At 50.4% G+C, this 22,097-nt stretch carries 22 protein-coding genes; 7 read left to right on the top strand and 15 right to left on the bottom strand.

The genetic code is table 11. From position 1 onward, the window contains the following. Position 1 precedes the first annotated feature (1 nt). Both EKO24_RS10270 and EKO24_RS10265 read left to right on the top strand, forming a co-directional pair. Positions 2-595 carry a DUF1638 domain-containing protein gene (locus EKO24_RS10270; protein ID WP_127029960.1) on the top strand — a complete coding sequence of 198 codons (594 nt, stop codon included), beginning with the start codon at positions 2-4 and terminating at the stop codon, positions 593-595. After that, the gene (locus tag EKO24_RS10265; protein WP_127029959.1) at positions 588-2,609 is read left to right on the top strand and encodes an ATP-binding protein; all 2,022 of its coding nucleotides are present in this window, start codon (positions 588-590) and stop codon (positions 2,607-2,609) included. Before EKO24_RS10270 ends, EKO24_RS10265 begins: the two co-directional genes overlap by 8 nt. 2 nt (positions 2,610-2,611) lie before the next feature. Here EKO24_RS10265 and EKO24_RS10260 read toward each other — a convergent pair whose 3' ends face one another. Then, positions 2,612-4,582 (bottom strand): sensor domain-containing protein, encoded by a 1,971-nt coding sequence (locus tag EKO24_RS10260; protein WP_127029958.1) that lies wholly within the window; start codon positions 4,580-4,582, stop codon positions 2,612-2,614. 281 nt (positions 4,583-4,863) lie between these two features. Between EKO24_RS10260 and EKO24_RS10255 the strand changes: the two genes are divergently transcribed. The 3 genes from EKO24_RS10255 to EKO24_RS10245 all read left to right on the top strand — a co-directional run bounded on the left by EKO24_RS10255 (position 4,864) and on the right by EKO24_RS10245 (position 7,452). Beyond that, entirely contained in the window at positions 4,864-6,675 is a 1,812-nt protein-coding gene (locus EKO24_RS10255; protein ID WP_127029957.1) for a sigma 54-interacting transcriptional regulator, read from the top strand. A 110-nt stretch (positions 6,676-6,785) separates the two neighbouring features. Beyond that, positions 6,786-7,157 carry a type II toxin-antitoxin system RelE/ParE family toxin gene (locus EKO24_RS10250; RefSeq protein ID WP_127029956.1) on the top strand — a complete coding sequence of 124 codons (372 nt, stop codon included), beginning with the start codon at positions 6,786-6,788 and terminating at the stop codon, positions 7,155-7,157. Further along, on the top strand, positions 7,150-7,452 hold the full coding sequence (locus EKO24_RS10245) for a helix-turn-helix domain-containing protein (RefSeq protein WP_127029955.1): 303 nt from the start codon (positions 7,150-7,152) through the stop codon (positions 7,450-7,452). Before EKO24_RS10250 ends, EKO24_RS10245 begins: the two co-directional genes overlap by 8 nt. A 169-nt stretch (positions 7,453-7,621) precedes the next feature. Here EKO24_RS10245 and EKO24_RS10240 read toward each other — a convergent pair whose 3' ends face one another. Then, positions 7,622-8,227: a TIR domain-containing protein gene (locus EKO24_RS10240; protein WP_127029954.1), complete on the bottom strand. Its 606-nt coding sequence runs from the start codon at positions 8,225-8,227 to the stop codon at positions 7,622-7,624. A gap of 57 nt (positions 8,228-8,284) precedes the next feature. Further along, a complete protein-coding gene (locus tag EKO24_RS10235) occupies positions 8,285-9,715 on the bottom strand; it encodes an SIR2 family protein (RefSeq protein ID WP_127029953.1) in 1,431 nt (476 codons plus the stop codon). Positions 9,716-9,803: 88 nt separating this feature from the next. On the opposite strand from EKO24_RS10235, the gene EKO24_RS10230 reads away from it, so the two are divergent. After that, positions 9,804-10,175, top strand: a complete 372-nt coding sequence (locus tag EKO24_RS10230) for an REP-associated tyrosine transposase (RefSeq protein WP_241674458.1) — start codon at positions 9,804-9,806, stop codon at positions 10,173-10,175. A gap of 56 nt (positions 10,176-10,231) precedes the next feature. On the opposite strand, the gene EKO24_RS10225 is transcribed toward EKO24_RS10230, so the two are convergent. From EKO24_RS10225 to EKO24_RS10175, 10 genes are all read right to left on the bottom strand, one after another. Further along, complete coding sequence (locus tag EKO24_RS10225) at positions 10,232-10,525, bottom strand: HigA family addiction module antitoxin (protein ID WP_127029952.1); 294 nt, start codon at positions 10,523-10,525, stop codon at positions 10,232-10,234. Between the two features lie 49 nt (positions 10,526-10,574). Further along, on the bottom strand, positions 10,575-10,715 hold the full coding sequence (locus tag EKO24_RS10215; RefSeq protein ID WP_127029951.1) for a type II toxin-antitoxin system RelE/ParE family toxin: 141 nt from the start codon (positions 10,713-10,715) through the stop codon (positions 10,575-10,577). Then, positions 10,702-10,971, bottom strand: coding sequence for a type II toxin-antitoxin system Phd/YefM family antitoxin (locus EKO24_RS10210; protein ID WP_127029950.1), 270 nt, complete (start codon positions 10,969-10,971; stop codon positions 10,702-10,704). Before EKO24_RS10210 ends, EKO24_RS10215 begins: the two co-directional genes overlap by 14 nt. Positions 10,972-11,071: 100 nt before the next feature. After that, positions 11,072-11,863, bottom strand: a complete 792-nt coding sequence (locus tag EKO24_RS10205; protein ID WP_127029949.1) for a metallophosphoesterase family protein — start codon at positions 11,861-11,863, stop codon at positions 11,072-11,074. Then, on the bottom strand, positions 11,860-12,369 hold the full coding sequence (locus EKO24_RS10200; protein WP_127029948.1) for a diacylglycerol/lipid kinase family protein: 510 nt from the start codon (positions 12,367-12,369) through the stop codon (positions 11,860-11,862). The genes EKO24_RS10205 and EKO24_RS10200 overlap by 4 nt, the downstream gene beginning before the upstream one ends. Positions 12,370-12,472: 103 nt before the next feature. Next, complete coding sequence (locus tag EKO24_RS10195; RefSeq protein ID WP_127029947.1) at positions 12,473-13,174, bottom strand: YidB family protein; 702 nt, start codon at positions 13,172-13,174, stop codon at positions 12,473-12,475. Positions 13,175-13,256: 82 nt separating this feature from the next. After that, positions 13,257-13,628, bottom strand: a complete 372-nt coding sequence (locus EKO24_RS10190) for a DUF3597 domain-containing protein (RefSeq protein ID WP_127029946.1) — start codon at positions 13,626-13,628, stop codon at positions 13,257-13,259. Positions 13,629-13,982: 354 nt separating this feature from the next. Further along, complete coding sequence (locus EKO24_RS10185) at positions 13,983-14,960, bottom strand: response regulator (RefSeq protein ID WP_127029945.1); 978 nt, start codon at positions 14,958-14,960, stop codon at positions 13,983-13,985. After that, entirely contained in the window at positions 14,957-17,305 is a 2,349-nt protein-coding gene (locus EKO24_RS10180) for an ATP-binding protein (RefSeq protein WP_127029944.1), read from the bottom strand. Before EKO24_RS10180 ends, EKO24_RS10185 begins: the two co-directional genes overlap by 4 nt. A gap of 5 nt (positions 17,306-17,310) precedes the next feature. Continuing rightward, positions 17,311-17,856 (bottom strand): heme NO-binding domain-containing protein, encoded by a 546-nt coding sequence (locus EKO24_RS10175; protein ID WP_127029943.1) that lies wholly within the window; start codon positions 17,854-17,856, stop codon positions 17,311-17,313. Positions 17,857-18,558: 702 nt separating this feature from the next. On the opposite strand from EKO24_RS10175, the gene EKO24_RS10170 reads away from it, so the two are divergent. Further along, complete coding sequence (locus tag EKO24_RS10170; RefSeq protein WP_143733211.1) at positions 18,559-20,205, top strand: alpha-keto acid decarboxylase family protein; 1,647 nt, start codon at positions 18,559-18,561, stop codon at positions 20,203-20,205. A gap of 57 nt (positions 20,206-20,262) precedes the next feature. Here the strand turns inward: EKO24_RS10170 and EKO24_RS10165 are convergent, their stop codons facing one another. Both EKO24_RS10165 and EKO24_RS10160 read right to left on the bottom strand, forming a co-directional pair. Then, positions 20,263-20,538: a cytochrome c gene (locus EKO24_RS10165; RefSeq protein ID WP_127029941.1), complete on the bottom strand. Its 276-nt coding sequence runs from the start codon at positions 20,536-20,538 to the stop codon at positions 20,263-20,265. 10 nt (positions 20,539-20,548) lie between these two features. Next, positions 20,549-21,748: a molybdopterin-dependent oxidoreductase gene (locus tag EKO24_RS10160; protein ID WP_127029940.1), complete on the bottom strand. Its 1,200-nt coding sequence runs from the start codon at positions 21,746-21,748 to the stop codon at positions 20,549-20,551. Between the last annotated feature and the right edge of the window lie 349 nt (positions 21,749-22,097).

The raw sequence follows: 22,097 nt of genomic DNA, 5'->3' as shown, positions 1-22,097 counted from the left end.
AATGTCATCATCAACACTAAGCCTGGTCGGCTGCGGCATTTTGCAAAAAGAAGTGAGTTTTTTAATTGCAAAAAATAACTGGCCGTTAACGACGGATTTTTTACCGCCATCGTTGCATATTGACTTCGATCGCTTGGCCTACGCGCTGCATGAAGGTTTATCTCGACATGCAGGCGAACAAACCGTTGTCTTTTACGGGGCCTGCCATCCGATGATGGATAATATGCTGGATCAGGCTCGTACCTTGCGGACGTTGGGACAAAACTGCATTGAAATGCTGCTGGGCGCGGAAGAGTTTAATCGCGAGCTGGCTAACGGCGCGTACTTCTTATTGAATGATTGGGTTCGTGGTTGGGATGATGCGATTGCTAAAACCTTCGGCTCGAATATTAACGTTATTCGCGACATTTTTCATGACCAGCACCGTTATCTGTTATGCCTGCGCACGCCGCTATCCGACGATTATAGCGAAGAAGCCGCACGCATCGGCGCTATGCTGGAACTGCCCGTGCAATGGCGCGATGTAAACTTGGACCATCTCGAAAACGTCTTGCAAACCGCCATCAGCCGTAAATTGGATACCGTGCATGCCTGATCAGCAAATGACCATTTCCGTTGCCGAGTGGGAGAAACTCAAACAACGCGCAACCAAGCTCGCTTTGGATAAATCCAATCAACAACTGGTTATGCAGTTGATGAGAAAAATGGGTGAAGCTTCCGGCCTGAACAATGTGATCGACAATATGCTGCGTTCGATCGTCGATGTTATCGGCGGAGCGAACCTGGTCCTGTATTACAAAATCGATGCCGATATTTTTTCTGCCGATGTCTATGGCGAAAAGCATCATTTGCATCGAGTCGACGATCAGCGCGTCAGCGATGCTTTTGCAACAGGAGAGGCCAGCGAATTTGAGCATGATTTTAGCGATACCCGGATGCTGACGCCGGCGTTTACCCATGCCTATACCTGGATTTACCCGCTCAAAGTCGGTTCGACCGTAATCGGCGTATTTAAAATGGAAAGCCTGCACGTGGCAATGCGCGACCTGCATAGCCAATTGCCGTTATTTTTTAACTATGCGGCGCTGGTATTAAAAAACGAAATTCTCGGGCATACCCGCTTACAGCATATTAATAGCCTGTTACAGCAAGAAATTATTATTCGTAAGCAAACCGAGCGGGAACTGGTCGCAGCAAAAAATGAGGCGGAAGCGGCGAATCGGGCCAAAAGTATATTCTTGGCCAACATGAGCCATGAATTACGGACACCGATGAATGCGGTGTTGGGTTTTTCGCAATTAATGCAAAGAGACGGCGATCTCAGTCCGTCGCAACGCGAGACGTTGAATATCATCAATAACAGCGGTAAACATCTGCTGGAACTGATTAACGACGTGTTGGATATGGCGAAAATCGAAGCCGGGCGAGTGGTCATTGAAAACGGTAATTTTGATCTTGGCGCGCTGGTTCTTAGCATCATCGACATGATGCACGAACGAGCCGAAGCGAAAGGATTGGAATTGCTATTGGATCAAGCATCCGATTTTCCGCGTTTTGTTAGCAGCGATGAGCCAAAATTACGGCAAATTTTGCTGAATTTGGTCGGCAACGCCATTAAATACACGCAAAAAGGTCAAGTGGTCATGCGTTTAACGGCCGAGGACCTGCCTGAAATACAAAAATGCTTGTTACTGTTCGAGATTAAAGACACCGGGATCGGCATCTCAGAACATGATTTGCCGTTTGTTTTCGATACCTTTGTCCAAGTCGGCAGGGAATCCGATCAGCAAGGCAGCGGTTTAGGCCTGCGCATTACCAAGCAATACGCGGAACTAATGGGCGGCCAAGTGACTGTGACCAGTGAATTGAATAAGGGCTCGTCTTTTACGTTGAAGCTGCCGGTTACCGCGGTCAATCAATCGGAGATTATCGATAAACTGGTCCTCGACGGTAAGCAAATTCTCGGCTTGGCGCCGGGGCAGCCCAACTATCGTATTTTGATTGTTGAAGATCAATTGGAAAACCGGTTGCTGCTCAGAAAATTAATGGAATCCGTTGGCTTCGAAGTATTTGAAGCCGTCAATGGCCAGCAAGGCATAAAACAATTTATACACTGCCAGCCGCATCTTATTTGGATGGATAGACGCATGCCGATTATGGACGGCATAACCGCTACGCAAAAAATTCGCGCATTGCCCGGCGGCGATAAAGTGAAAATCGTTGCCGTGACCGCGTCGGTTTTTACCGAGCAACGGCAAGAGTTCATAGATGCAGGCGTCGAGGATATTGTCGGCAAACCCTATCGCGATGCCGAGATTTTCGCTTGCATGACCAAGCATTTAGGCGTGCGCTTTGTCTACGATGAACTTGCCGGTCAGAAAACCGCTACTGAGCAAGAGCTTAATGGACAGCATTTAAAGCAGCTTCCCGAAGCGCTGTTGTCTGAATTACAGCAAGCTGCGGTCAGTTTGGATATAGAGCAAAGTCTGGCGGTGATCGAACGGATTAAAACAATTGATGAATCGTTAGCTGAAGTATTGGCAGGCCGGGTCAATCAATTTGATTTCGAGGCGATCACTAAATTATTGGATGATACTGACATTTTATAATTTTAAGGGAGCGATCCCTTGGCTTCCTTCCTTTCGTACATTTGTATATCCGCATGATGCAACAGCGTTTTAGCATCGCTTCCATGATCCGGGTAAATGCTGATTCCGGCGCTAACGCCAATCTCGATAGCGTAATGATCAATGGGGTAAATCCTGCATACTGCATCGGTAATATGGTTAAGCAGTTTTTTAACCATTTTTCGGTTGCTAACGTTTTCCAGCAGAATGACGAATTCGTCCCCGCCCAATCGCGCGACCGTATCGGTTTTACGGGTGTTGCGAACCATCCTGTCGGCCACTGCCTGCAATAATTTATCGCCGATCTTATGCCCGAAAAGATCATTAACCGGTTTGAATTTGTCTAAATCCAGAAACAGTACGGCAAACTGAGTCTTATTGCGCGTCGCCGACTTAATGGCCTGTTCAAGCCTGTCATTGAATAGCACCCGGTTAGCCAGCCCGGTCAACGGATCATGATGAGCGATATGGCGCAGATGCTCTTCTTCCGCTTTGCGCTCCGAGATGTCGGACAGAATGGCGATATAATGCGTGAGCTGGTTATCGGCGTTTCTTACCTGGTTAATGCTGATCCTCATCGGTATTAAGCCGCCGTTTTTCATGCGGTCGATAACATCTCCCTGCCATTGGCCGGTGGCATACAGCGATTCCCACATGCGTTTATATTCTTCGTCGCTGGTATAGCCCGATTGTAAGATAGACGGAGTTTGGCCCAAAAACTCGCTTTCATCGTATCCGGTTATCTTACACAGCGCTTGATTAACCGAAACGATGCGCGCCGACGCATCCGTTACCAAAATTCCGTCACTGGTGCCGGCAAAAACCGTTGCCGCCAATTTCAATTGTTGTTCCGCTTTTTTGCGTTCACTCAGGTCCATCACATAGGCAATGCCTTGTTCCCGGCTGCCTTCCTGCATCGCCGCGCCGATATAGACCGGTACCGAATGCCCTTGTTTATGTATCAAGGCTTTTTCATAAGGTTCGCATCGGCCGTGCGTCAAAAGCTCATCAATGGCTTGTTGATCCTTGGATTGAAATTCAACCGGCGTAATATCCCGCCAATTGACGACGCCGGCCAAGAAATCCGAGCGGTTATAGCCGAGCATGGTTAAGAAAAGATCGTTCGCTTCCTCGATAGTGCCGTCTATCCGCCAGGAAATAATGCCGATCGTATTCGACTCCTTGAGCCTGCGAAACCGCGACTCGCTGATAATAAGCTCACGCTCGGCTTTAGTGATGCTGTTGATGATCTGACGGCTGACCCATAACCCTATGCCGATAAATAAAACCAGCGCCAGAACAGTAATGCGCCATGTTGTCTGTTTAACCCATCGCGCCCCTTCACTCAGAATCAACGAAAAACGAATTTCCATCTGGTAAAGATCACTGTTCAGATGCCGTAAGCGTTCTCTCAATTCAATTATTTTTCCAGGATTTGGGTTAGTGCGGATTTCAGTCCGAATTTGCTCACTTAACTGCTTCAATTCGTCGATGGTTTGATCGGCGGACTGCCAGACAAAAATAGCATCGCGCATATAAGAGACGTGCTGGAACGTTAAAAAGAACGTTATCATCGAATCGACGTCGTCCGGGTGATTTTGGCCCTGTAGAAAGCCTTTTTTAGCGGCTTCGTAATTTGGCGGGGATTGCAGTAATGCCAAGCGGGCGTTCTTATCGCCGCTGATCACGTTTAGCGCTTGTTGATAAGCGGCGTAGTCGGTTTCGGAACGATTATAGGAATAACTGCTCAAATAGAAGACCGCATCTTTCTGCGCTTTAGCCCACAAACCTTCGCCCCTGACATAAGAGCGAACGCCGTCGAAAATATTGCCGTACCAAAAGATCATTCCGCCCAGCAATACTGAAATCAGCACAAACAGGGAGATAATGAAAACAACTTTGCCGCCGGTGGAAAATACCGGCAAGCCGAGTTTGTGTATGTTGTTAGTTACCATAGGCTCCTAGAAGTCGGATAGCGTCTAACGTCTAGGCACACAATCTTGTCGTTCATTAAAAGCTGTCCTTAATTTTGTGTGAAGAAGGCAGTGAATGCCGGCATCCTCTCTTTGCACAGCATAGTAAACCGGTTTATTGCCGGTTTCCAGTCTTGTGGACTTGTTGGTCGGAAACACTGTTTTTTTGTTATCGCTCGAACCGGTGTTTCCGGCGCACATTGCTGTAAAATACCTGTCTTAGCGTCCCCGTTAGACGCAACAGACCTTCCGGCGAATCCCATATGAAAGTAAACCCGCTAATTCCAAACCTACCCGCCGAGCATTTATTACAACACATGCCGGTATCGACTTTCGTGTTGAACGCCAACCATCAAGTCGTACTCTGGAACAAAGCCTGCGAGCAATTGACCGGCCTGAAAGCCGCGGACATGATCGGTAGCGATCAGCATTGGCGCGGCTTTTACACCGAAAAGCGCCCGTGCCTTGCGGATTTGCTGCTCGACAGCACCTTAGGCAACGTGACCGATCTTTACGAACAGGCCAGCTTATTTAACGTCTACTCCGATATTTGCCATACCGAAAACTGGTGCCTGATGCCGGACGGGCGCAGGCTGTATTTGGTTATCGATGCCGGCACGATCAGCAACGGGCAGGGCGAGGTCGTCGCGATTGTCGAAACCCAGCGCGACCGCACCGAGCAACGGCTGACAATGCAGGCGCTGAGCGAAAGCGAGCAGCGGATTTCCTCTATCCTCGGTTCGGCGATGGACGCGATCGTTACCGTCGATCAGCAACATTGCATCACGCTGTTCAATGCGGCGGCAGCCAGAATCTTCCGTTGCGCGGCCGACTTTGCGCTCGGCCAGCCGGTCGAGCGTTTTATCGCGCCGCATTGCAGCAAACTGTTCATGCAATTTATCGACTTCGATAACGCCGCCGCAAAAAACCAAGCCTGGGCGCCGGAAGGCCTGAGCGCCCGGCGCGCGGACGGCGAGGAGTTTCCTATCGAAGCCACTTTTTCGCCGCTGGAAACCGACGGCCAAAAACTCTACACCATCATCCTGCGGGACGTGAACGACCGCCGCGTTGCCGAACAAAAACTGGAACGGCTGCAACAGGAAAAAGGCTATTTGCAGGAAGTGCTCAACGACGATCACAATCCCGACGATTTTGTCAGCGCTTCCAAGCCGATGCGGACCGTCATGGAGCAAGTGCGGATGGTCGCGCGCACCGATACGCCGGTTCTGCTTCTCGGCGAGACCGGCACCGGCAAGGAATTGCTGGCGCGTGCGATCCACGAATTCAGCGACCGTAGCGCGGCCATCATGGTCAAAGTCAATTGCGCGGCGCTGCCCGCCGAACTGATCGAAAGCGAATTGTTCGGTCATGAAAAAGGCGCGTTCACCGGCGCAACCCAGCAGCGCAAAGGCCGCTTCGAACTGGCCGACGGCGGCAGCCTATTCCTGGACGAACTCGGCGAACTGTCGTTATCGGCGCAAGCCAAACTGTTGCGGGTGTTGCAGGAACAGGAATTCGAACGGGTCGGCGGCAACGAAACCGTCCGCGTCGATGTGCGGGTCATTGCCGCGACCAACCGTAACTTGGCCGATGAAGTCGGGGCAGGGCGCTTCCGTTCCGATCTGTATTACCGGCTGAACGTATTTCCTGTCGAGATACCTCCATTGCGGCAGCGGCCGGCCGATATTCCACTACTGGCGCGTTTTTTCCTGAGCAAATACGCGAAAAAATTCGGCAAACGTTTTGACGACATCGATGCCGCCGGTTTGGAGCAGTTAAGACAGTATGCCTGGCCCGGCAACGTCCGCGAATTGCAGAACGTGATCGAGCGGGCGGTGATTTTGTCCCAAGGGCCGCTGCTGGAGATTGCGCCGTTGTCGGTTCTCGGTCTGGCCGGCGTTCAACCAGTGCGCTTGCGGACGTTGGAGGCGGTGGAGCGCGAACACATAATGCGCACACTGGATGCGGCCAACTGGCAGATTTCCGGCGCCAAGGGCGCGGCGGCGATATTGGGCATGAACCCGAATACGTTGCGGTCTAGGATGTTGAAGTTGGGGATTTCCAGAGTGGGCTAGCTTTCCGTGGTTGACGCGTACCGGATTTTGCCTTCTATTCACGGAACAAGAATAGTAATTCAGTGAATAGAAGGGTATAGTTTGGCTGTAGTAGGGGGATTGTTTTCGATATGAGGATTTTTAAATATAAAACGTTTGAAAAATGGGCGGAAAAACAAGGCTTGAATGATGAAGACTTGAAAAAAGCCGTTCTTGAAATAGAAAACGGATTAATCGATGCTAATTTAGGCGGCAATGTTTATAAAAAGCGTATTGGCAGACAAGGACAAGGGAAAAGTGGAGCGCATCGAACCCTGCTTTTGATGAAACGAAACGATAAAATTATTTTTGCCTACGGATTTGCCAAAGGCGAAAAAGACAATATCACAAAAAACGAACTTGAAGGTTTTAAGGTAATGGCGGAAGCTTTCCTTAATTTAACCGATGAACAGATCAATATATTGATTAACAAACGGAATTTAGTGGAGCTTGCAAATGAGTAAAATCCAGGAAACCCTTAGCGAAATGGCAAAAGACCTCTATAGCGTGGGTGGCATCGATAAAACCACATTAAGACGCTTTGATATAAATGCATTACCGCCGGTGCCGAACTATACGGCAACTCAAATTGCGGCACTCAGGCATAAATTGGGCTTAAGCCAGAGCGTTTTTGCCGCTTATTTGAATGTGTCGGACAGGGCGGTAAAAAAATGGGAACAAGGCGAAGCCAAACCGACCGGGGCAACGCTTAAATTGCTGTCTATTGTCGAGAACAAAGGGCTGGATGTGATAGCTTAAATAGGCTGTAGGTTGGGCTGAATGCAATGAAGCCCAACAACTCACCGTTCGCCACAGGTAACATCTTCAATCGCTAGATCGCTAGCCCAATGTTCTGGCAATACACCGGTTTGCACATACCGGTGAAATGTAGAAAACGGCCAGTCAATCGGCCGTTTGACAAATTAAGCTACCGCCGCCCGGTCAGGGCTGCGGCTAATTCTATCCATCCGGCTATGTTTTCCCGTCCGTTTTGGGCTATAAAATCGTAACGTTCATAGTGCTTAGAAAGTGCGACTACCTGATTGCTTGTCGGAGCATCGAACCACAGGTCGCTTTCTGGAATAGGACGTGTGTAGTCACTGTATTTTATCCATTTATCCCCATTCTTCTCGGCGAAGTAAATTCCGTTTTCCGTTTTATATAATCCGATGCAAGCGAGCGGGTCTACTCCTTTAGTAGAGGTCTGACTGTCCTTATTTTTAACCTTGTGAATGTCGACGGTAAGCAACCCGTTTCCTTTCAAGACACTCTGGACAATTTCATACCTAACCCAACGTCTAGTCGAAGTCTCTGCACCGGTCAGTACGCAAGTGACTGAAGTATTCTTTAGTCCATTTCTAAGGAAAGTTTTAAGATTATCTTCGCTTTCTTTCTTGGAAGCTTCGAAGACGCTACTGTCGAAAAAACCGCTGTCAACTTGTTCTTCCGGTTTTACAACCCAACAGTTCCGTACGTTCCAAGCTCTCCAAACGTCTGGTTTATAGTGAAACGAGAAAAAAGTTCTTCTAGCCATTTAGTATGTTCCTTATTGAAAAAAATGTGTAAGGGTGAAATTGATTAAGTGATCGTCTTATTTGTTTAGCTTCTTAACGAGCTGCACTAATTTTTGAGCTAATTCGGCATGCGGTGTTTCCGGGTCAGACAATTCTGTGATGAGCTGTTTGACCCATTCGATGCCCTTATAGTGCATCTCGGGGGTGCCAATGACCGTCTCATATATTGTTTTCGCTGCATAACCGGTAGCTCCAACTGGTATCGTAATAACTCCTTTCTGTACAGCAATTTCGAACTCTCTAATAACACCGTTTGCCTCGACAGCCTTACCGTCGACAAGCTTGTTGCCGAAAACGAAAATAGCTATGCCAGCCAGCGAGATCATTCGCTGCCTGTACTCTTCCCAAAGCTGTTGCAGGTCCTGCGGGCTACTCGCAAATTGTGGGAACGGGCGCATCACGAGCTGGTCTTCGGATAATTTCTCAGGATTTGAGTAAATTGCCTCAAGTGCACCGTTTATAACAGCGCTACCGATACCCCATCCAAAACCGTTTACGACTCTGAAACCTTCACGTACAAGGCCAGCAGTCAATGTATGAACAAAAGTTTGACCTTCCTGTCTAGACCAGTTACCGAATTCCTCAGCGCTTCCTGAAATAAAGACAGTTTTCTTCCGAAAGCGAGTTTCGATTTCTTTTAGGATACAGGGAATTTCCACGTAATCATTTATGAGCAGCGTCTGGATTCCAAAGCGTTTGAGGTCGTCTACCCGAAGTTCTTGCTTACGTTGCTTGTACTTCGCGACTTCATCGTCATCTCCTATCTGCATCATCTCTCGTCGCATGAAGCAGTAGTGCTGTCTCATCGGTTGATTGACATGAAGTCTACTTAGAACATAATCCAGATTCGGATCTGTAAAGCTAAAGCCAATGAAGAGAAAAGTTTTTGCAACGAGATCCCCGCTTAGAGCTGTTACGAACGAAGAGTGGGTCTGATAATATCGTTCATATTGTTGCTTATAGATTACAGCTTCATTTGCGACTGTGACATCACCATGCATTTTGTAAACAACTGCATCACGTTTCGGACGAGTTGTATTCAATTGGCTGACACTATGCTTGATATCGGCCACTTTATAGGCACGTTTCAAGGCATCTTCAATTAGGCTGTCGTAATTCGTAGTCCAGTATGTTCCGATAGGCAAGCGTGCAAGTATTTCATGGGTTTCCGATGGCTCTGCCTGTTCGGAAAATTCCTGTAGTATTTTTTTCGCGAGTCCTGCACTGCTTTTCCGTTCGTTCACATGGAATTGAGCCAATGAGATGAGGTCGTGTTCATTTTCAACTTTAAGCCCCAATTCGTCAGCGATGTCCCTGAGCAGTTCGGGCCAATCTACGTAGCCGCAACTCTTGGACATTCCGGCTCCAGCGAAAACTGCTACATTGTTTTCTTCTAAGTCTTTGACGAAATCTTTGACAAAAGCTTCGATTTCACGGCTGAAAGTCATATGAATTGATCCCAAAAAATTGTATGAATTAATGCATCGAGCGCGGTAGGGTACACTGTGCGTACCTTTAAGTCTAACGCATCATATCATGATCTCAAACATCCGGCTTGCCGTGCTAGAATCAACCTCGTCCATTGTGAAGTACGCGCAGCGTACCCTACATTTTTTTGATTTACGTTTCGGTTCTGCGTTTATGTCCCACTTTCGGCGTGCTTATGTTCCAGGCGGTTCCTTCTTCTTTACCGTGGTGACGGAACGGCGCGCTCCGATTCTTTGTACCGATATCTCCCGCGTTTTTCTGCGAACTGCGATTCGTGAATGCCGCCAACGCTGGCCGTTTCGGATTGATGCGATGGTTTTGCTTGACGATCATCTTCATGCCATCTTGACGCTGCCGGAAGGCGATACGCGCTATTCGGCACGTTGGGGATGGATCAAAAAGAACAACCCCGAATGTTGATTGATGGGCAGAAAAGCGTTACTCCCCTACCTAACTATTGCAGCCCGGCTGATTAGTTATGCAGCCCTGAATTCAATCCTTTCAACCGCATCAAGGTTAACCGTTTGCCTTGCATGCCAAAGATTGTAATTGTCCTGCATGATCAGCCAGCTTTCCGGAGAGCGGCCCAAGGCTTTCGATAGCCGAAGCGCCATTTCCGAGCTGATACCGCTGCTGCCTTTTAAAATACGGTTCAGAGTGGAAGGCGAAACGCCAAGTTTCGAGGAAAGTTCTCGGCCGGTAATAGCGAATGGTTCCAAATAGACTTCCCGGATGAACTCGCCTGGGTGAGGTGGATTGTGCATAGTCATTTAGTGATAATCCTCGTAATCGATAACGAAGGCATGACCGTCATGAAATTCAAACGTGACACGCCAGTTGCCATTTACCCAAACCATTTAAATAGTCCTCCGCCTGCCGCGAGCTCCACTGCTCCACGGTATAATCGACTATGGCCTCAAGATCACGTTCGGCTTGTGCGGTAAACTCATAGCGGGGCATTGATAACCCGATTCTTCAAGCGTTCGATGACGGTATTGCCGTCTACAACCCGACCGGCCTGGAGATCGTCCATGCCTTTTTGCAGTTCTAACTTCAGCAAGGATTCCTGCTGGTTTGTCAGCATTTGATAGTCAACGGCGGACATAACAACTGCCACGGTTTTCCCGTTTTTGTTAATGGCGATGGGTTCCTTTTGTGCTTTTAACAAGACATCGCCGAATTCGCGCTTGGCGTCGGTTGCGTTCAGGATTTCCATAGGTTCCCCACCCCAATACTCAGCTAATTAAAATGATCAATGTAATTAGTTTGAGCATTTTTGTCTATTGAAGAAACCGAGAGTGCTAATTGGTCATGACTCAAGCAAGCGTTAGCGCGCTATAACATTGAAAGCCAAGCTCCGGTTCTTTACAGTCCCAGCGTTCCAAAATGCACTGGCGCGGTCCGGAATATCGAATCAGGTTCACTGAATTGGGACTCTCGCGACGTACGCGCCTGGAAACCGCCGTGCCCGCCTGTACGGTCCACAACCGGCCGGGTAAATGTTCGTAGCATTCGTGCAGAGGCAGCGCATAAGGCACATGGATATGCCCGCCCATGACAATATCGGCGCCGGCCGTGGCCCAACCACGCATGGCGGCATGCCGGCCATGCAGAAGATTAGTCCGATCCACTTCAGTAATTACCGCGACCGGCTGATGCACCACGACGATCCGCAATTGCTCCAGAGCCGCGGTTTGGAGCAGATCGGCTACGCGTTGTACCTGAGCTGACGATACTTCGCCGTCCTTATGACGGTAGGCGCGCGTGGTATTGACGCAAACGATCAGCCAACGCGGCGATCTGAATACAGGCTCCAAATCGTCGCCGAATGCGCGGCTGTAGTTTCCGAACGGCGCCAACAGACGAGCGGCAAGATTAAACAAAGGAATGTCATGGTTGCCTGGGATTGTCAGTATCGGAATGTTGCCCAGCCGCTTAAAGAATGCGCTTGCCGCATCGAACTGCTTGCGTGTGGCGCGCTGGGTGATGTCGCCTGAAACCACAATGACTTCAGGCGCTTGCCGATGAACCAGGCGCACCAGCGCTTCGACGACAGCGGGCTGCTCGGTGCCGAAGTGGGTATCGGAAATCTGCATCAGCAGCGTCATTGGCTGTCGGGGTCCGGCGGATTTTCGCCCGGCGGAACTTCGGGCTTCAGCAACAGTAATTTTTCCGGCGCCAAACGGAAACACAAAGGCGGCTCTAGCAAGGCCACTTCGCCGTCCATTGCCACTTTAATACGCTGTCTGCGCCGAAGCAGTGCCGGCGCAAGATGTACCGTGATTTGCCGGAACGCGAAACTGAAGATGTGTTCGGCATCTGCCAATTGCCCCAGTGCACCGTGCAGCATCAATTGCAGCAAGGCTATCGTCGTGACGGGCTTAAGTACGGTGGCCACAAGCAGGCCTTGCTCCAAGGCTTTGGCTTCGGGAAGCCCGATGCGTTCGAGTTGCAGCCGGTTATTGCTGACGAAAATCATCAGTGTGCGCAAATCGTATGCCTGGTCTTCATCTTCGACATGAATACGTAACGGCCGGTGTTCGCGCAGCAAAGTCATAATAGCGGCAAGCAAAGCTACAGGGCGGCTGCGTCCGTAGCCTTTATAGTAAAGCAAGCAAAGCTTGCACTCCTTGTATAATGGCCGTGACTCGGCGTATCGGATTAATCCTTTCTGCTCTCATCCAACCTTTAACGGAAACCAGGTAATCGTCTTAAATTTAAGGAATGCGTAAATGCTGGCCCGGATATATGCGGTCCGGGTTGCTCAATACATCCCGATTCGCATTAAAAATACGTTGCCATTCGTTGCTGTCGTTGTAGAAGTGTCTGGCAATTTTAGAAAGCGTATCGCCGCTGGATACGGTGTAGGTTCGGGCGGATGTGGTGGTCGAGCCGGTTTCTGTTTCAGCAACAGCGGCGTTTGTTGTTTGTTGTTCGGGAGTGGGCGATAGCTCCTGATCTTCTTTATTGCCGAAATAAGAGGCGGCGGCTTTCCCTACAACCGCAGCTCCCGCCGCGCCCAGAAGCACTTTGCCCCATGTTGCGAGATTGCTTGATTCGGGGGCTTTTCCTTCCGGCGTCAGTTTGTCGACCATAGCGGGCAAAATTTGCGATAGCACCGATGCTCCTTGGGATTCAGGAATGTCTGCCTGCCGGGCAAGATCGGCAATCTGGTCTTTACCCAGAACATGGGCCAGTTGATCGGGCTTTATGCTTTTGTTCTCTCCGGTTCCAACCCAGGAGGAGGCAACATTCCCCATTCCCGATTGTTGAAATTTTTTCACCAGCCCGTCTACGCCGCCCATTTTCTCAAGCATTTCCAACGCGCCGTTTACTAAGTTGTGGGTCTTGTTTTCAACTTGTCCCGAAGCATTATCGGCTCCGGTGGCGGATTTAACGATTTCTGTAAAAAGGCTCATAAGGTTTCTCCTCGTGAAATCTACATAAGATAAATCCCGGCAATATGGTTAGGGCTTTAGTAAGTTTTTTGAATCCAGCCGTTTAGCTCAACAGCTCTTGGGGGATGTTACCGCCGTTCTGTGCGAGTTTTTGCAATACGGTTTTATGCAGCCAGGTATTCATTTGCGCCGAGTCGGTCATTGTTTGCGCTGGACACCCCAATTCTGTCGCCAGCTCTTTTCGTGCAGTTACGCTACTATCAAGCCCTAATAATTTCAACAAGTCGACAATCGAAACTTTCCAGTTCAATTTTTCAGCATGGGAAGCGGCTAATCCTTCCAATTTGCTGACGACGTCAATCTCGGAAATTCCGCCGGCGGCTACCGGGGCGGGCTGTTGGCTTACGTCAGGCGCTTTCGCAGCGCCGGCGCTACGAATGCCCAGTTTTTCAAGAATAGAATTAAACAGACTCATGGTTGATCCTCTTGAAGTTTGGTTACATTTGCCCGCTGAGAGTTAGTGGTATTTGAATTCAATATGCTGAAAATATTGAATTTTTATTCACTATTGATGATCAAGCTTCAATCCGCAAGGACGGTCAAATTTTCCGCCGGCATTAAGCGGTTCGGCTTGAAATGATGCTCCGGATACTGTTTGGGATGTAAAAAATATCCGGTTAATAATTGTTAATAACTAAAATTAACAATATATAAGATCGAGCTCGATACTCAATATGTGCAGATACTTATAGGAGAGGATTTTAGAATTTAGCGGCATCGTAAAGGGAGCCCGGTTATCGTGACAGGCAGATATGAGGAGCCTGTCCGGTTATTCTTTTAGTCCCCACTCGTCCTTAATCCGCAAAAGTTCCGGCAGGATTTTTTCAAAAAGTTTTACCAGCCGCGGCTCAAAATGACAGCCCGATCCTCGCCTGATTTCATCGATGGCCTCGGCCGTGGTCCAGGGTTCCTTATAAGGGCGCTTCATCGTCAAGGCGTCGAAAACATCGGCCACAGCAACGATTCGTGCCGACTCGGGAATAGCTTCTCCGGCAAGTCCGGAAGGATAGCCGCTGCCATCCCATTTCTCATGATGGCAAAGGGCAATCTCGGAAGCCATCCGGAATAACGGCGTATCGCTTAAACTGACGATCGCGAAGCCAATCTCCGCATGCGTCTTCATGATTTCCCACTCTTCCGGCGTTAATTTTCGAGGCGCTTTCAGGATATGATCCGGGATGCCGATTTTGCCGGTGTCATGCATCGGCGCGCTGAGTTCAAGATAGTTCGCCATCGACTTCGTCCAGCCCGCAGCCTCCGCCAAGGCGCGGGCGTAGGCCGCCATGCGCCAAATGTGTACGCCGGTGTCGGTGTCGTTGTAATGCCCGGCTTTGCCCAGCATTGAGATGGCCCCCCGTTGGCTGGCTTCCAATTCCTGGGCATGCACTAAGGAAAGGTGGGTTTGTACCCGCCGCAGCACGATAGGAGCGGAAACGGGTTTTTGGATGTAGTCGACCGCTCCGGCGTCGAAACCCTTGATTTCGCTCTCTTCCTCGCTCATCGCGGTGACGAAAATCACCGGGATGTCTTTGGTCGCCGGATCGTCTTTTAGCCGCTTGCAAACCTCATAGCCGTCCATCGAGGGCATCATGATGTCGAGCAGGATCAGGTTCGGCTGGTGTTTGCCGGCGGCTTCCAGGGCTTTTTCGCCGCTGTTGGCAAAGATGACTTGGTAGTGATCTTTTAAGATTTGCCGCAGCACTTGCAGGTTGTTGGGCTCGTCGTCGACAGCGAGAATTTTCTTCATAGTGTTAAGTCTAGTTTTTCAGCTAATGCGAGAGTTCTGGTTTGCGCTTCATCGAAATCGAAAGCTTCCACCGATTTGCTGATCGGGGCGAGATCCGAAGCGGACAGATAGTCGGCCAATAGGGCGAGAATCGGCTCGACCGCATCGGGATTCAACTCTTCCATGGCCGAGGACAATTGTTCAAGAAGTCCGCCGATCGCTTCGGCATCGAATGTTTTGGTTTTTTCTGCCTCAAGGCTTGCAGGCAGGCGAAGCTTGCCGATAGCGGCGGCCGCTTCGTTAAGCGAATCGTTGAGATTTTGCGACAGCGGTAAAGCTTTATCCGGCAAGCTAATCTTAAGAGCGGTGTCGATTTCAGCCGCAAGGCCGGCGATTTGCTGTAAAGCCAAGTTTCCTGCCGTGCCTTTTAAAGTATGGGCCAGCGTGCGGGCCGGTCCGGGCTGCTCGGGATAAGCGGTTAGCAGGCGCTCTATTTCCTGCGCGTCGTTTGAGTGTTCGCGGACAAACGACAACAGCGCCTTGGCATAGGCCGAAGCATTTCTCCAGGTGCTTAGCGCTTTTGGATAGTCGGCTACCGGGCTCAATACGGAAAAGTCAATATCGGCCGTGTTTCCGATCTCGATTTTATGGTGCGTATTCGGCTTTCCTGCTCCTGCGGGAATAATGTACTCCATCGCGGCAAGCAGGGCATCGAAATCTATCGGTTTGGCCTGGACGCTGTCCATATCGGCTTGGTAGCAGTTCTGATGATCCTCATTGGTAATGCTGGCGGTCAGCGCCAGGATGGGAATACGCTTGCCCGTTTCTTTTTCCAGCGCCCGTATCTTGCGCGTTGCTTCGCAACCGTCGAGATTAGGCATCATCACATCCATCAGGATCGCGTCGTATCCGCCGCGCTGGAAGGCGGCCAGCGCTTCCCTGCCATCTTTAACCCACTCGACGTCGTGGCCTTGCTGGTTGAGGCGTAGCATGGTCAGTGTCGCATTGGTTTCGACATCTTCCGCCAGTAGGATCTTAAACAGCCGCGGCGAAATATAGCCTTCGACAATGCTCTCCGCTTCTTCGTATAGGCAATCGGTGCTATCCTGCTTTGCCGGTAGGCGAGCGGTGAAATGGAAGGTGGAACCCGTACCCAGCTTGCTTTCGACCCAAATGTTTCCGTCCATCAGCTCGACAATTTGCTTACAAATCGACGTGCCCAAGCCGGTGCCGCCAAAGCGGCGTATGGTGCTCGCATCCGCCTGCGAAAAGGGCTCGAAGATTTTCGCAACCTGTTCCGGCGTCATGCCGATGCCGCTGTCTGATACCGAGACATGAATCATGTCCGCTCGATTCTCCATGTCGGCTAAAACGGTGATGCGTCCTTGTTCGGTGAATTTGATCGCATTGCCGACGAGATTCAATACCACCTGCCGTAGCCGCGTCGGATCGCCCTGTACACGCAACGGAACATTGGCGGCGCATACGAAATCGATCACCAAACCTTTTTCCGCCGCTTGCTGACGTACGGTTCGAAGGGTATCCGTCATCATGTTGGGGAGATGGAAACAAACGCTTTCCAAGATAAACTTGCCGCTTTCCAGCTTGGAAACGTCGAGAATATTGTTAATGATCCCCAGCAGTCCCTTGGCGGCATTATGGATGGTACGGATGTGCTGAACGGTTTGCGTTGAAAGTGTCCGGTCCTGGAGCACCACTTCCGTAAAGCCGATAATCGCGTTCATCGGCGTGCGGATTTCATGGCTCATGTTGGCGAGAAAATTACTTTTTGCCTGGTTGGCGACTTCCGCTTGTTCCTTGGCCCGTCTAAGCTCTTCCTTGGCTTTCTTCGCTTCGGTGATGTCCCGGACCATGCCGATGAACATGCGGCGGTCCTGTACATGCATCTCGCTAATGGTCAGTTCAATGGGTATCAGCCTCCCATCTCCGCGGCGAGCGGTAAGCTCACGCACGCCCTGATCGACGGCGCGTTTTTCTCCGGTGTTCAGGTATTTTTGGATATGCCGGTCGTGATTGCGCGCATCCTCTCCAGTCATTAGCCGGCTGATGTTCAGTCCTTCCACTTGGGCGGCCGTAGTGGCGAAGATTTTTTCCGCGGCCGGGTTGAAAGTGGTGATGATGCCGTTTTCATCGGTGATGATGACGCCTTCGGCAGCATTGGTAATGACGCCAACGGCCTTGCTGACGGCGGCTTCCAGGTCGGTAGAGAGTAGGGTTAATTCATTGTTGGTCTTATAAAGCTGGCGAGTCTTTTCTTCGGCCAAGTTTTCGGCTTGCTTGCGGGCAGCCTTTTCTCTTTCCAAGCGGCGTCTAAGCCGCTCGATTTCCTGCTGCAGTTTCTCCATGTTTTCTAGCCCTGTTTGACGAGGGTAAACTTCATAGCCGTGCCTTTGCCAAACGAGAGGTCTTCTGCTTCGAGTTCGATTTCTTCGCCGAAATGTTCGATGCAGCCTTTGATCAGCCCCAAGGCGAGGGAAGCGAATGGCCGGGTAGAGCGATAGACGATGACCAGTGCGCCGGGGATGGAGCGGTCGTATTCGAAAGTGGGCAGCTCGGCGTCGGGATAAAGTTTGAGCACTTCGACATGGATATAATTTTCTACGTTGGCGAGAAAGTCCAAAGCGGAATTTATTCCGGAAAAAAAGCCCGGATAGCCCGCGAGAAATTGACCAAAGAGCTGGTGTCCGAATTTTTCTACAAGCTGGGGAATCGGTAACTGGGTGTATTCGCTGAGCAGCGCGACCAAGCTAAGAAGTTCTTGATGATCGTAAGTGCCGATGGCTGTGTAGACGCCGTCGGAGGGAAGGGCGGCATCGTCAATGATTTTGTCTACCATTTCATCGCCGAATTTGGCTTCGACCATTTCCAGGAATTCAGTAAAGACTATACCCTTCATAAATATATTTCTCTGCTAATAGATTATTCGGAATCACCGGTTGATTTTTAAATACAGCTGGTTAGCTGGCGGTTCGGCGTTGCCTGTTACTTGGCCACAAGGCCGGATGGAAGTCATTAGTGTCTTACAATCATACCAAGCGGCAATTGCGTAGTCACGCGTTTGTAGGCAGGACCACAACCCGGCAGGCTTTGATGAGTCGCACGAGCGTTCGCCTATAAACCCAATTAATTTGCTTACTGCCCCAATGCTTGCAAAATCTCTTGCCCACTAAGATTGGAAAGGTGTAACGTTCTAAAAGTGTAATTAGAATTCCAGTTTTTCCGGGCTTTGCTATTTGCCTGGAAGATTGGTCGTTCGACTTGTTTGATGAGTTCTTTTTTAGTAATTACTCAGCGAAAAATGAAATGGAACATGGATGCCAAAAGTAGGCGCCTCAATGACTGCACGGACAGATATTTGCTCCTCGGCAACTGCTCCTGCGTTGCTCTACTACAGACCATCCATGGTCTTATGCAATATCTGCATTCCCCGCTTCCCTGTGGCTTAGTAACGCTGCCGAGGCGGGGATCATCACTGATTTCAAAAGCGTCATCGAATTTGGCTTGGGCTAAAAATCCGTGTCAAATCCGTCTGATCCGTGTCATCAGTGTTCCATTGAATATATGCTGAATCGTTACCTTTTTTATAGGATGAATCGTCATGAGCACCGCTAAATTCGACACGATTGGACAATACCTGCTCAAACGTCTTTATGAGGCAGGGGTTAAACATATCTTTGGCGTTCCGGGTGACTATGTGCTTGGGTTTTACGACTTGATGGTCAAGAGCCCGGTCCGACATATCGGCACCACGCGGGAAGATAGCGCCGCTTTTGCGGCCGACGGTTACGCGCGTTGCCTGGGCATGGGGGCATTGGCAGTCACTTACGGGGTCGGGGCGTTGAATACGGTCAATGCCGTGGCCGGCGCTTATGCGGAATCGTCGCCGGTGGTTGTTATCAGCGGCGGCCCCGGAGTGCGCGAACAACGGGACGATCCGTTGATCCATCACCGTTTCGGTCCGTTTACGTTCCAACGCGAAATTTTCGAACGCATTACCTGCGTATCCGTGGTGCTGAATGATCCGGTGATTGCTTTTCGTCAGATCGATCACGCCATCGCCTCCGCTCGCCGTTGCTGTAAACCGGTGTATATAGAAATTCCCCGCGATATGGTCATGGTTGAAGGCTATCCGATGCCGGAAGTAGCCACGGAATGGTTCGCCAGCGATCAGGGCGCGTTATCCGAAGCTATCGCCGAAACGGTGGAGCTGATGGCTAAATCGGTTTCGCCGATGGTCATAGCGGGCATTGAGTTGCATCGGCACAAGCTCCAGGAAACTTTGGTTAAGTTTGTCGAGCGGACTAAACTGCCGGTTGTTGCCACGCTATCCGGCAAGTCGGTCATTGCCGAGCGGCATCCGGCTTATTTCGGTATCTATCAAGGGGCGATGAGTTCGGAGAACGCGCGTTATACGGTAGAGCAATCCGACTTGCTGCTGATGCTGGGCGTGACGTTGACCGACATAGATACCGGCATCTATACCGCAAAGCTCGATCCTCATTCGATGATCCGCGCTTCGATGGATGAAGTGGTGATTAGCGCCCATCGTTATCCTCGCGTCTCGTTGGCCGATTTTTTAGCAAAATTGACGGACTCGGTTAAAACGTGCAACGAAGCCTATGCCGTGAAGCCCGCCCCATTGGCGTCAGGCGCATTTCCGGAAACGGGCCGAGCCATCACGATAGTCCGCTTGATCGAGCGGATTAACCGGGCGCTCAGCGATGAGATGATTGTTGTTTGCGACGTCGGCGATTGTCTTTTTGCGGCTATCGATTTACAGGTACACGAGCAGAGCGAGTTTTTAGCTTCCGGTTTTTATGCGACGATGGGCTTTGCCGTGCCGGCCGCGCTCGGCGCGCAAATTGCCCGCCCCGATCATCGGACTTTGGTTCTGGTCGGCGACGGCGCTTTTCAAATGACCGGCACGGAGCTGTCGACACATGCCCACTTTGGTTTGAATCCGATTGTGGTGGTTTTTAACAATCAGGGATACAGCACCGAGCGCGGCATCCTTGAAGGGCCTTTTAACGATATTAGCAGTTGGCGATTCGATAAGTTGGGGGAAGTCTTCGGTCCTCTAGCCGGCTACGACGTCACGACGGAAGAGGCGTTTGAAACCGCGCTGATCAGTGCGTTGAACAACCAAACCATGCCCAGCATTATTAACGTTCATTTATCGGCCGATGATTCTTCTTCAGCAATGAAACGCCTTGCGGAGCATTTAAAATCCAGGGTGAAAGGTTGAAAGGAAAAGCTCGGTAGTTAGACCTTCCAGGTTTTGTAAAACCTGGAAGGTCTATTTTTATTTTGCGTAATTTTGCGCCAGATAATCGATGATAATCCGCTTGTCGGTATCGTTGACCGGCGCTCCCATCGTATTGATCATTTTGCCGACTGTTTTTTCCCAGCCGGCCCTGTCCAGAATCTTGGCGTGTTGGGTGATATAGTCCAGGCTGTGGCATATCGCGCATTGCGCGACGACCTGGCTTTTACCCGGCCGCTCTTTCAGGAATACCTGGTTTTCACCGGCAGTAGCCGTGGCGGCGAAAAACGATAACAATAAAATCAGTACTCGCATGATATTCTCCTTAAACCAGCTGAATGCTGATTTTCTGCACGGCATTGTGCTGGTAACCGGAAGGATTCGGGATAGGCTCCAGCGGTTGGCTTGCGCCGGAACGGCTGACCGCTTTTGCCATGACTGGATAAGTCCCCGGATGTTTTGGCATGAAAGCAAAGTGCCATTGGCGCCAGGAAAAGCGTCCGTAATCCTGCTTCAATAGCGCTTGCTGCCAGCTGTTGCCGCCGTCGGTAGACACTTCGACTCGTGCAATGCCGTCGCCGCAATCCCAAGCGACGCCTTTGATTTCGATGGGCTGGGCGCTTGGCAATGTTTGGCCGTCGACCAGGTTGGTGATCAACGAATTGACGACGATCTCGGTGACGGGCCGGCTGGTTTCGGTTTGCTGGGAAGCGAACTGCGCGCCGGGGAATCGGTCCTTAGGCAGACGATAGGCGGTTTTCATCCAGAAATTGTCCAAGGGTTTGGAGATGACATTAATCGCAGTCAGGTGCTTCATCCAATAGGTAGCGGTCCAGCCGGGAACGATCAGCCGGGCAGGGAAGCCGTTCCAGTGCGGCAACGGTTCGCCGTTCATCTCAAAAGCGATTAACGTGTTTTCGTCCAATGCTTTGGCCAGCGGCAGGCTTTTAACAAAATCCGGTGTCGCTTGTATTACCCCGGAATCGGCTCCGGCCAGACTCACTTCCAGAGCGGACGGGGCGATTTTGGCCTGCGCAAGCACATCTTTCAGCCGGACGCCGCGCCAGAGCGCGTTGCCTATCGCACCGTGTCCCCACTGTAGTCCGGGCACGGGCGGTTCGAACAAACTCCGGCGATTGCCGGAACATAGGCACAGAGCGGCGATTTCGACTTGTTCAAAGTCGCTGCGTAATTGTTCAAGGTTGAACGCCAATGGACTATGAACCGCGTCGCCGCCTATCTGCAGCCGCCAGTCGCCGGCTTTTATTTCGGGAGCGGCGGCGTTATGGTAACGTACAAAGAACAGATTATTGGGGGTGAACGGCGTATCGAAAGCATTAACCGGTGTTTCGTAATTCGGCGGACGGAACGTTTTTTTGATTAGCGGCTGTTTGCCGGGAAGCGCATCCATAATCGCTGCTGCCGCCGTGGTTGCAGCCAGACCTGACCGTTGCAACAGAGTTAAGCCGCCAAGCGCTGCCAAGCCGCCCGCGGTCTTCTTGATAAAATGTCTTCTGCTGACCATAAACTATTTCCCCGATTGGATGAGCTGTTTCTTTTGCATGATTAAAATTACCGAAAATCAATATCCGGTTGCTTTTGTTGGGTTGCGCTATCGATATAGAAGTCTAATCCACTTAAGTGGAATTAATAATGACAGACGCTAAGATCTTTTAAAGATGGAACACGGATGACGCGGATTTGTACGGATTGACACGGATAATAAGTGAGTCTCGTAAAAATCCGTGCTAATCCGTCTCATCCGTGTTCCTATTAATATGCCTTTAGAAGTTACGCATTGACCGCTGGTTAATATTGTGGATTGAGCTGGTCTTTGCCCGGCATAAAGCCGGTGATGAACGTGGCGATAACCT

It is taken from the genome of Candidatus Methylobacter oryzae (assembly GCF_003994235.2).
Classification (GTDB): domain Bacteria; phylum Pseudomonadota; class Gammaproteobacteria; order Methylococcales; family Methylomonadaceae; genus Methylobacter_A; species Methylobacter_A oryzae.
This window is presented reverse-complemented; position numbering and strand designations above follow the sequence as displayed.

Excerpts from the sequence above, each read along its gene's own strand:
- EKO24_RS10270 (WP_127029960.1), top strand. The coding sequence starts at position 2 with ATGTCATCATCAACACTAAGCCTGGTCGGCTGCGGCATTTTGCAAAAA.
- EKO24_RS10265 (WP_127029959.1), top strand. The coding sequence starts at position 588 with ATGCCTGATCAGCAAATGACCATTTCCGTTGCCGAGTGGGAGAAACTC.
- EKO24_RS10260 (WP_127029958.1), bottom strand. The coding sequence starts at position 4,582 with ATGGTAACTAACAACATACACAAACTCGGCTTGCCGGTATTTTCCACC.
- EKO24_RS10255 (WP_127029957.1), top strand. The coding sequence starts at position 4,864 with ATGAAAGTAAACCCGCTAATTCCAAACCTACCCGCCGAGCATTTATTA.
- EKO24_RS10250 (WP_127029956.1), top strand. The coding sequence starts at position 6,786 with ATGAGGATTTTTAAATATAAAACGTTTGAAAAATGGGCGGAAAAACAA.
- EKO24_RS10245 (WP_127029955.1), top strand. The coding sequence starts at position 7,150 with ATGAGTAAAATCCAGGAAACCCTTAGCGAAATGGCAAAAGACCTCTAT.
- EKO24_RS10240 (WP_127029954.1), bottom strand. The coding sequence starts at position 8,227 with ATGGCTAGAAGAACTTTTTTCTCGTTTCACTATAAACCAGACGTTTGG.
- EKO24_RS10235 (WP_127029953.1), bottom strand. The coding sequence starts at position 9,715 with ATGACTTTCAGCCGTGAAATCGAAGCTTTTGTCAAAGATTTCGTCAAA.
- EKO24_RS10230 (WP_241674458.1), top strand. The coding sequence starts at position 9,804 with ATGATCTCAAACATCCGGCTTGCCGTGCTAGAATCAACCTCGTCCATT.
- EKO24_RS10225 (WP_127029952.1), bottom strand. The coding sequence starts at position 10,525 with ATGACTATGCACAATCCACCTCACCCAGGCGAGTTCATCCGGGAAGTC.
- EKO24_RS10215 (WP_127029951.1), bottom strand. The coding sequence starts at position 10,715 with ATGCCCCGCTATGAGTTTACCGCACAAGCCGAACGTGATCTTGAGGCC.
- EKO24_RS10210 (WP_127029950.1), bottom strand. The coding sequence starts at position 10,971 with ATGGAAATCCTGAACGCAACCGACGCCAAGCGCGAATTCGGCGATGTC.
- EKO24_RS10205 (WP_127029949.1), bottom strand. The coding sequence starts at position 11,863 with ATGACGCTGCTGATGCAGATTTCCGATACCCACTTCGGCACCGAGCAG.
- EKO24_RS10195 (WP_127029947.1), bottom strand. The coding sequence starts at position 13,174 with ATGAGCCTTTTTACAGAAATCGTTAAATCCGCCACCGGAGCCGATAAT.
- EKO24_RS10190 (WP_127029946.1), bottom strand. The coding sequence starts at position 13,628 with ATGAGTCTGTTTAATTCTATTCTTGAAAAACTGGGCATTCGTAGCGCC.
- EKO24_RS10185 (WP_127029945.1), bottom strand. The coding sequence starts at position 14,960 with ATGAAGAAAATTCTCGCTGTCGACGACGAGCCCAACAACCTGCAAGTG.
- EKO24_RS10180 (WP_127029944.1), bottom strand. The coding sequence starts at position 17,305 with ATGGAGAAACTGCAGCAGGAAATCGAGCGGCTTAGACGCCGCTTGGAA.
- EKO24_RS10175 (WP_127029943.1), bottom strand. The coding sequence starts at position 17,856 with ATGAAGGGTATAGTCTTTACTGAATTCCTGGAAATGGTCGAAGCCAAA.
- EKO24_RS10170 (WP_143733211.1), top strand. The coding sequence starts at position 18,559 with ATGAGCACCGCTAAATTCGACACGATTGGACAATACCTGCTCAAACGT.
- EKO24_RS10165 (WP_127029941.1), bottom strand. The coding sequence starts at position 20,538 with ATGCGAGTACTGATTTTATTGTTATCGTTTTTCGCCGCCACGGCTACT.
- EKO24_RS10160 (WP_127029940.1), bottom strand. The coding sequence starts at position 21,748 with ATGGTCAGCAGAAGACATTTTATCAAGAAGACCGCGGGCGGCTTGGCA.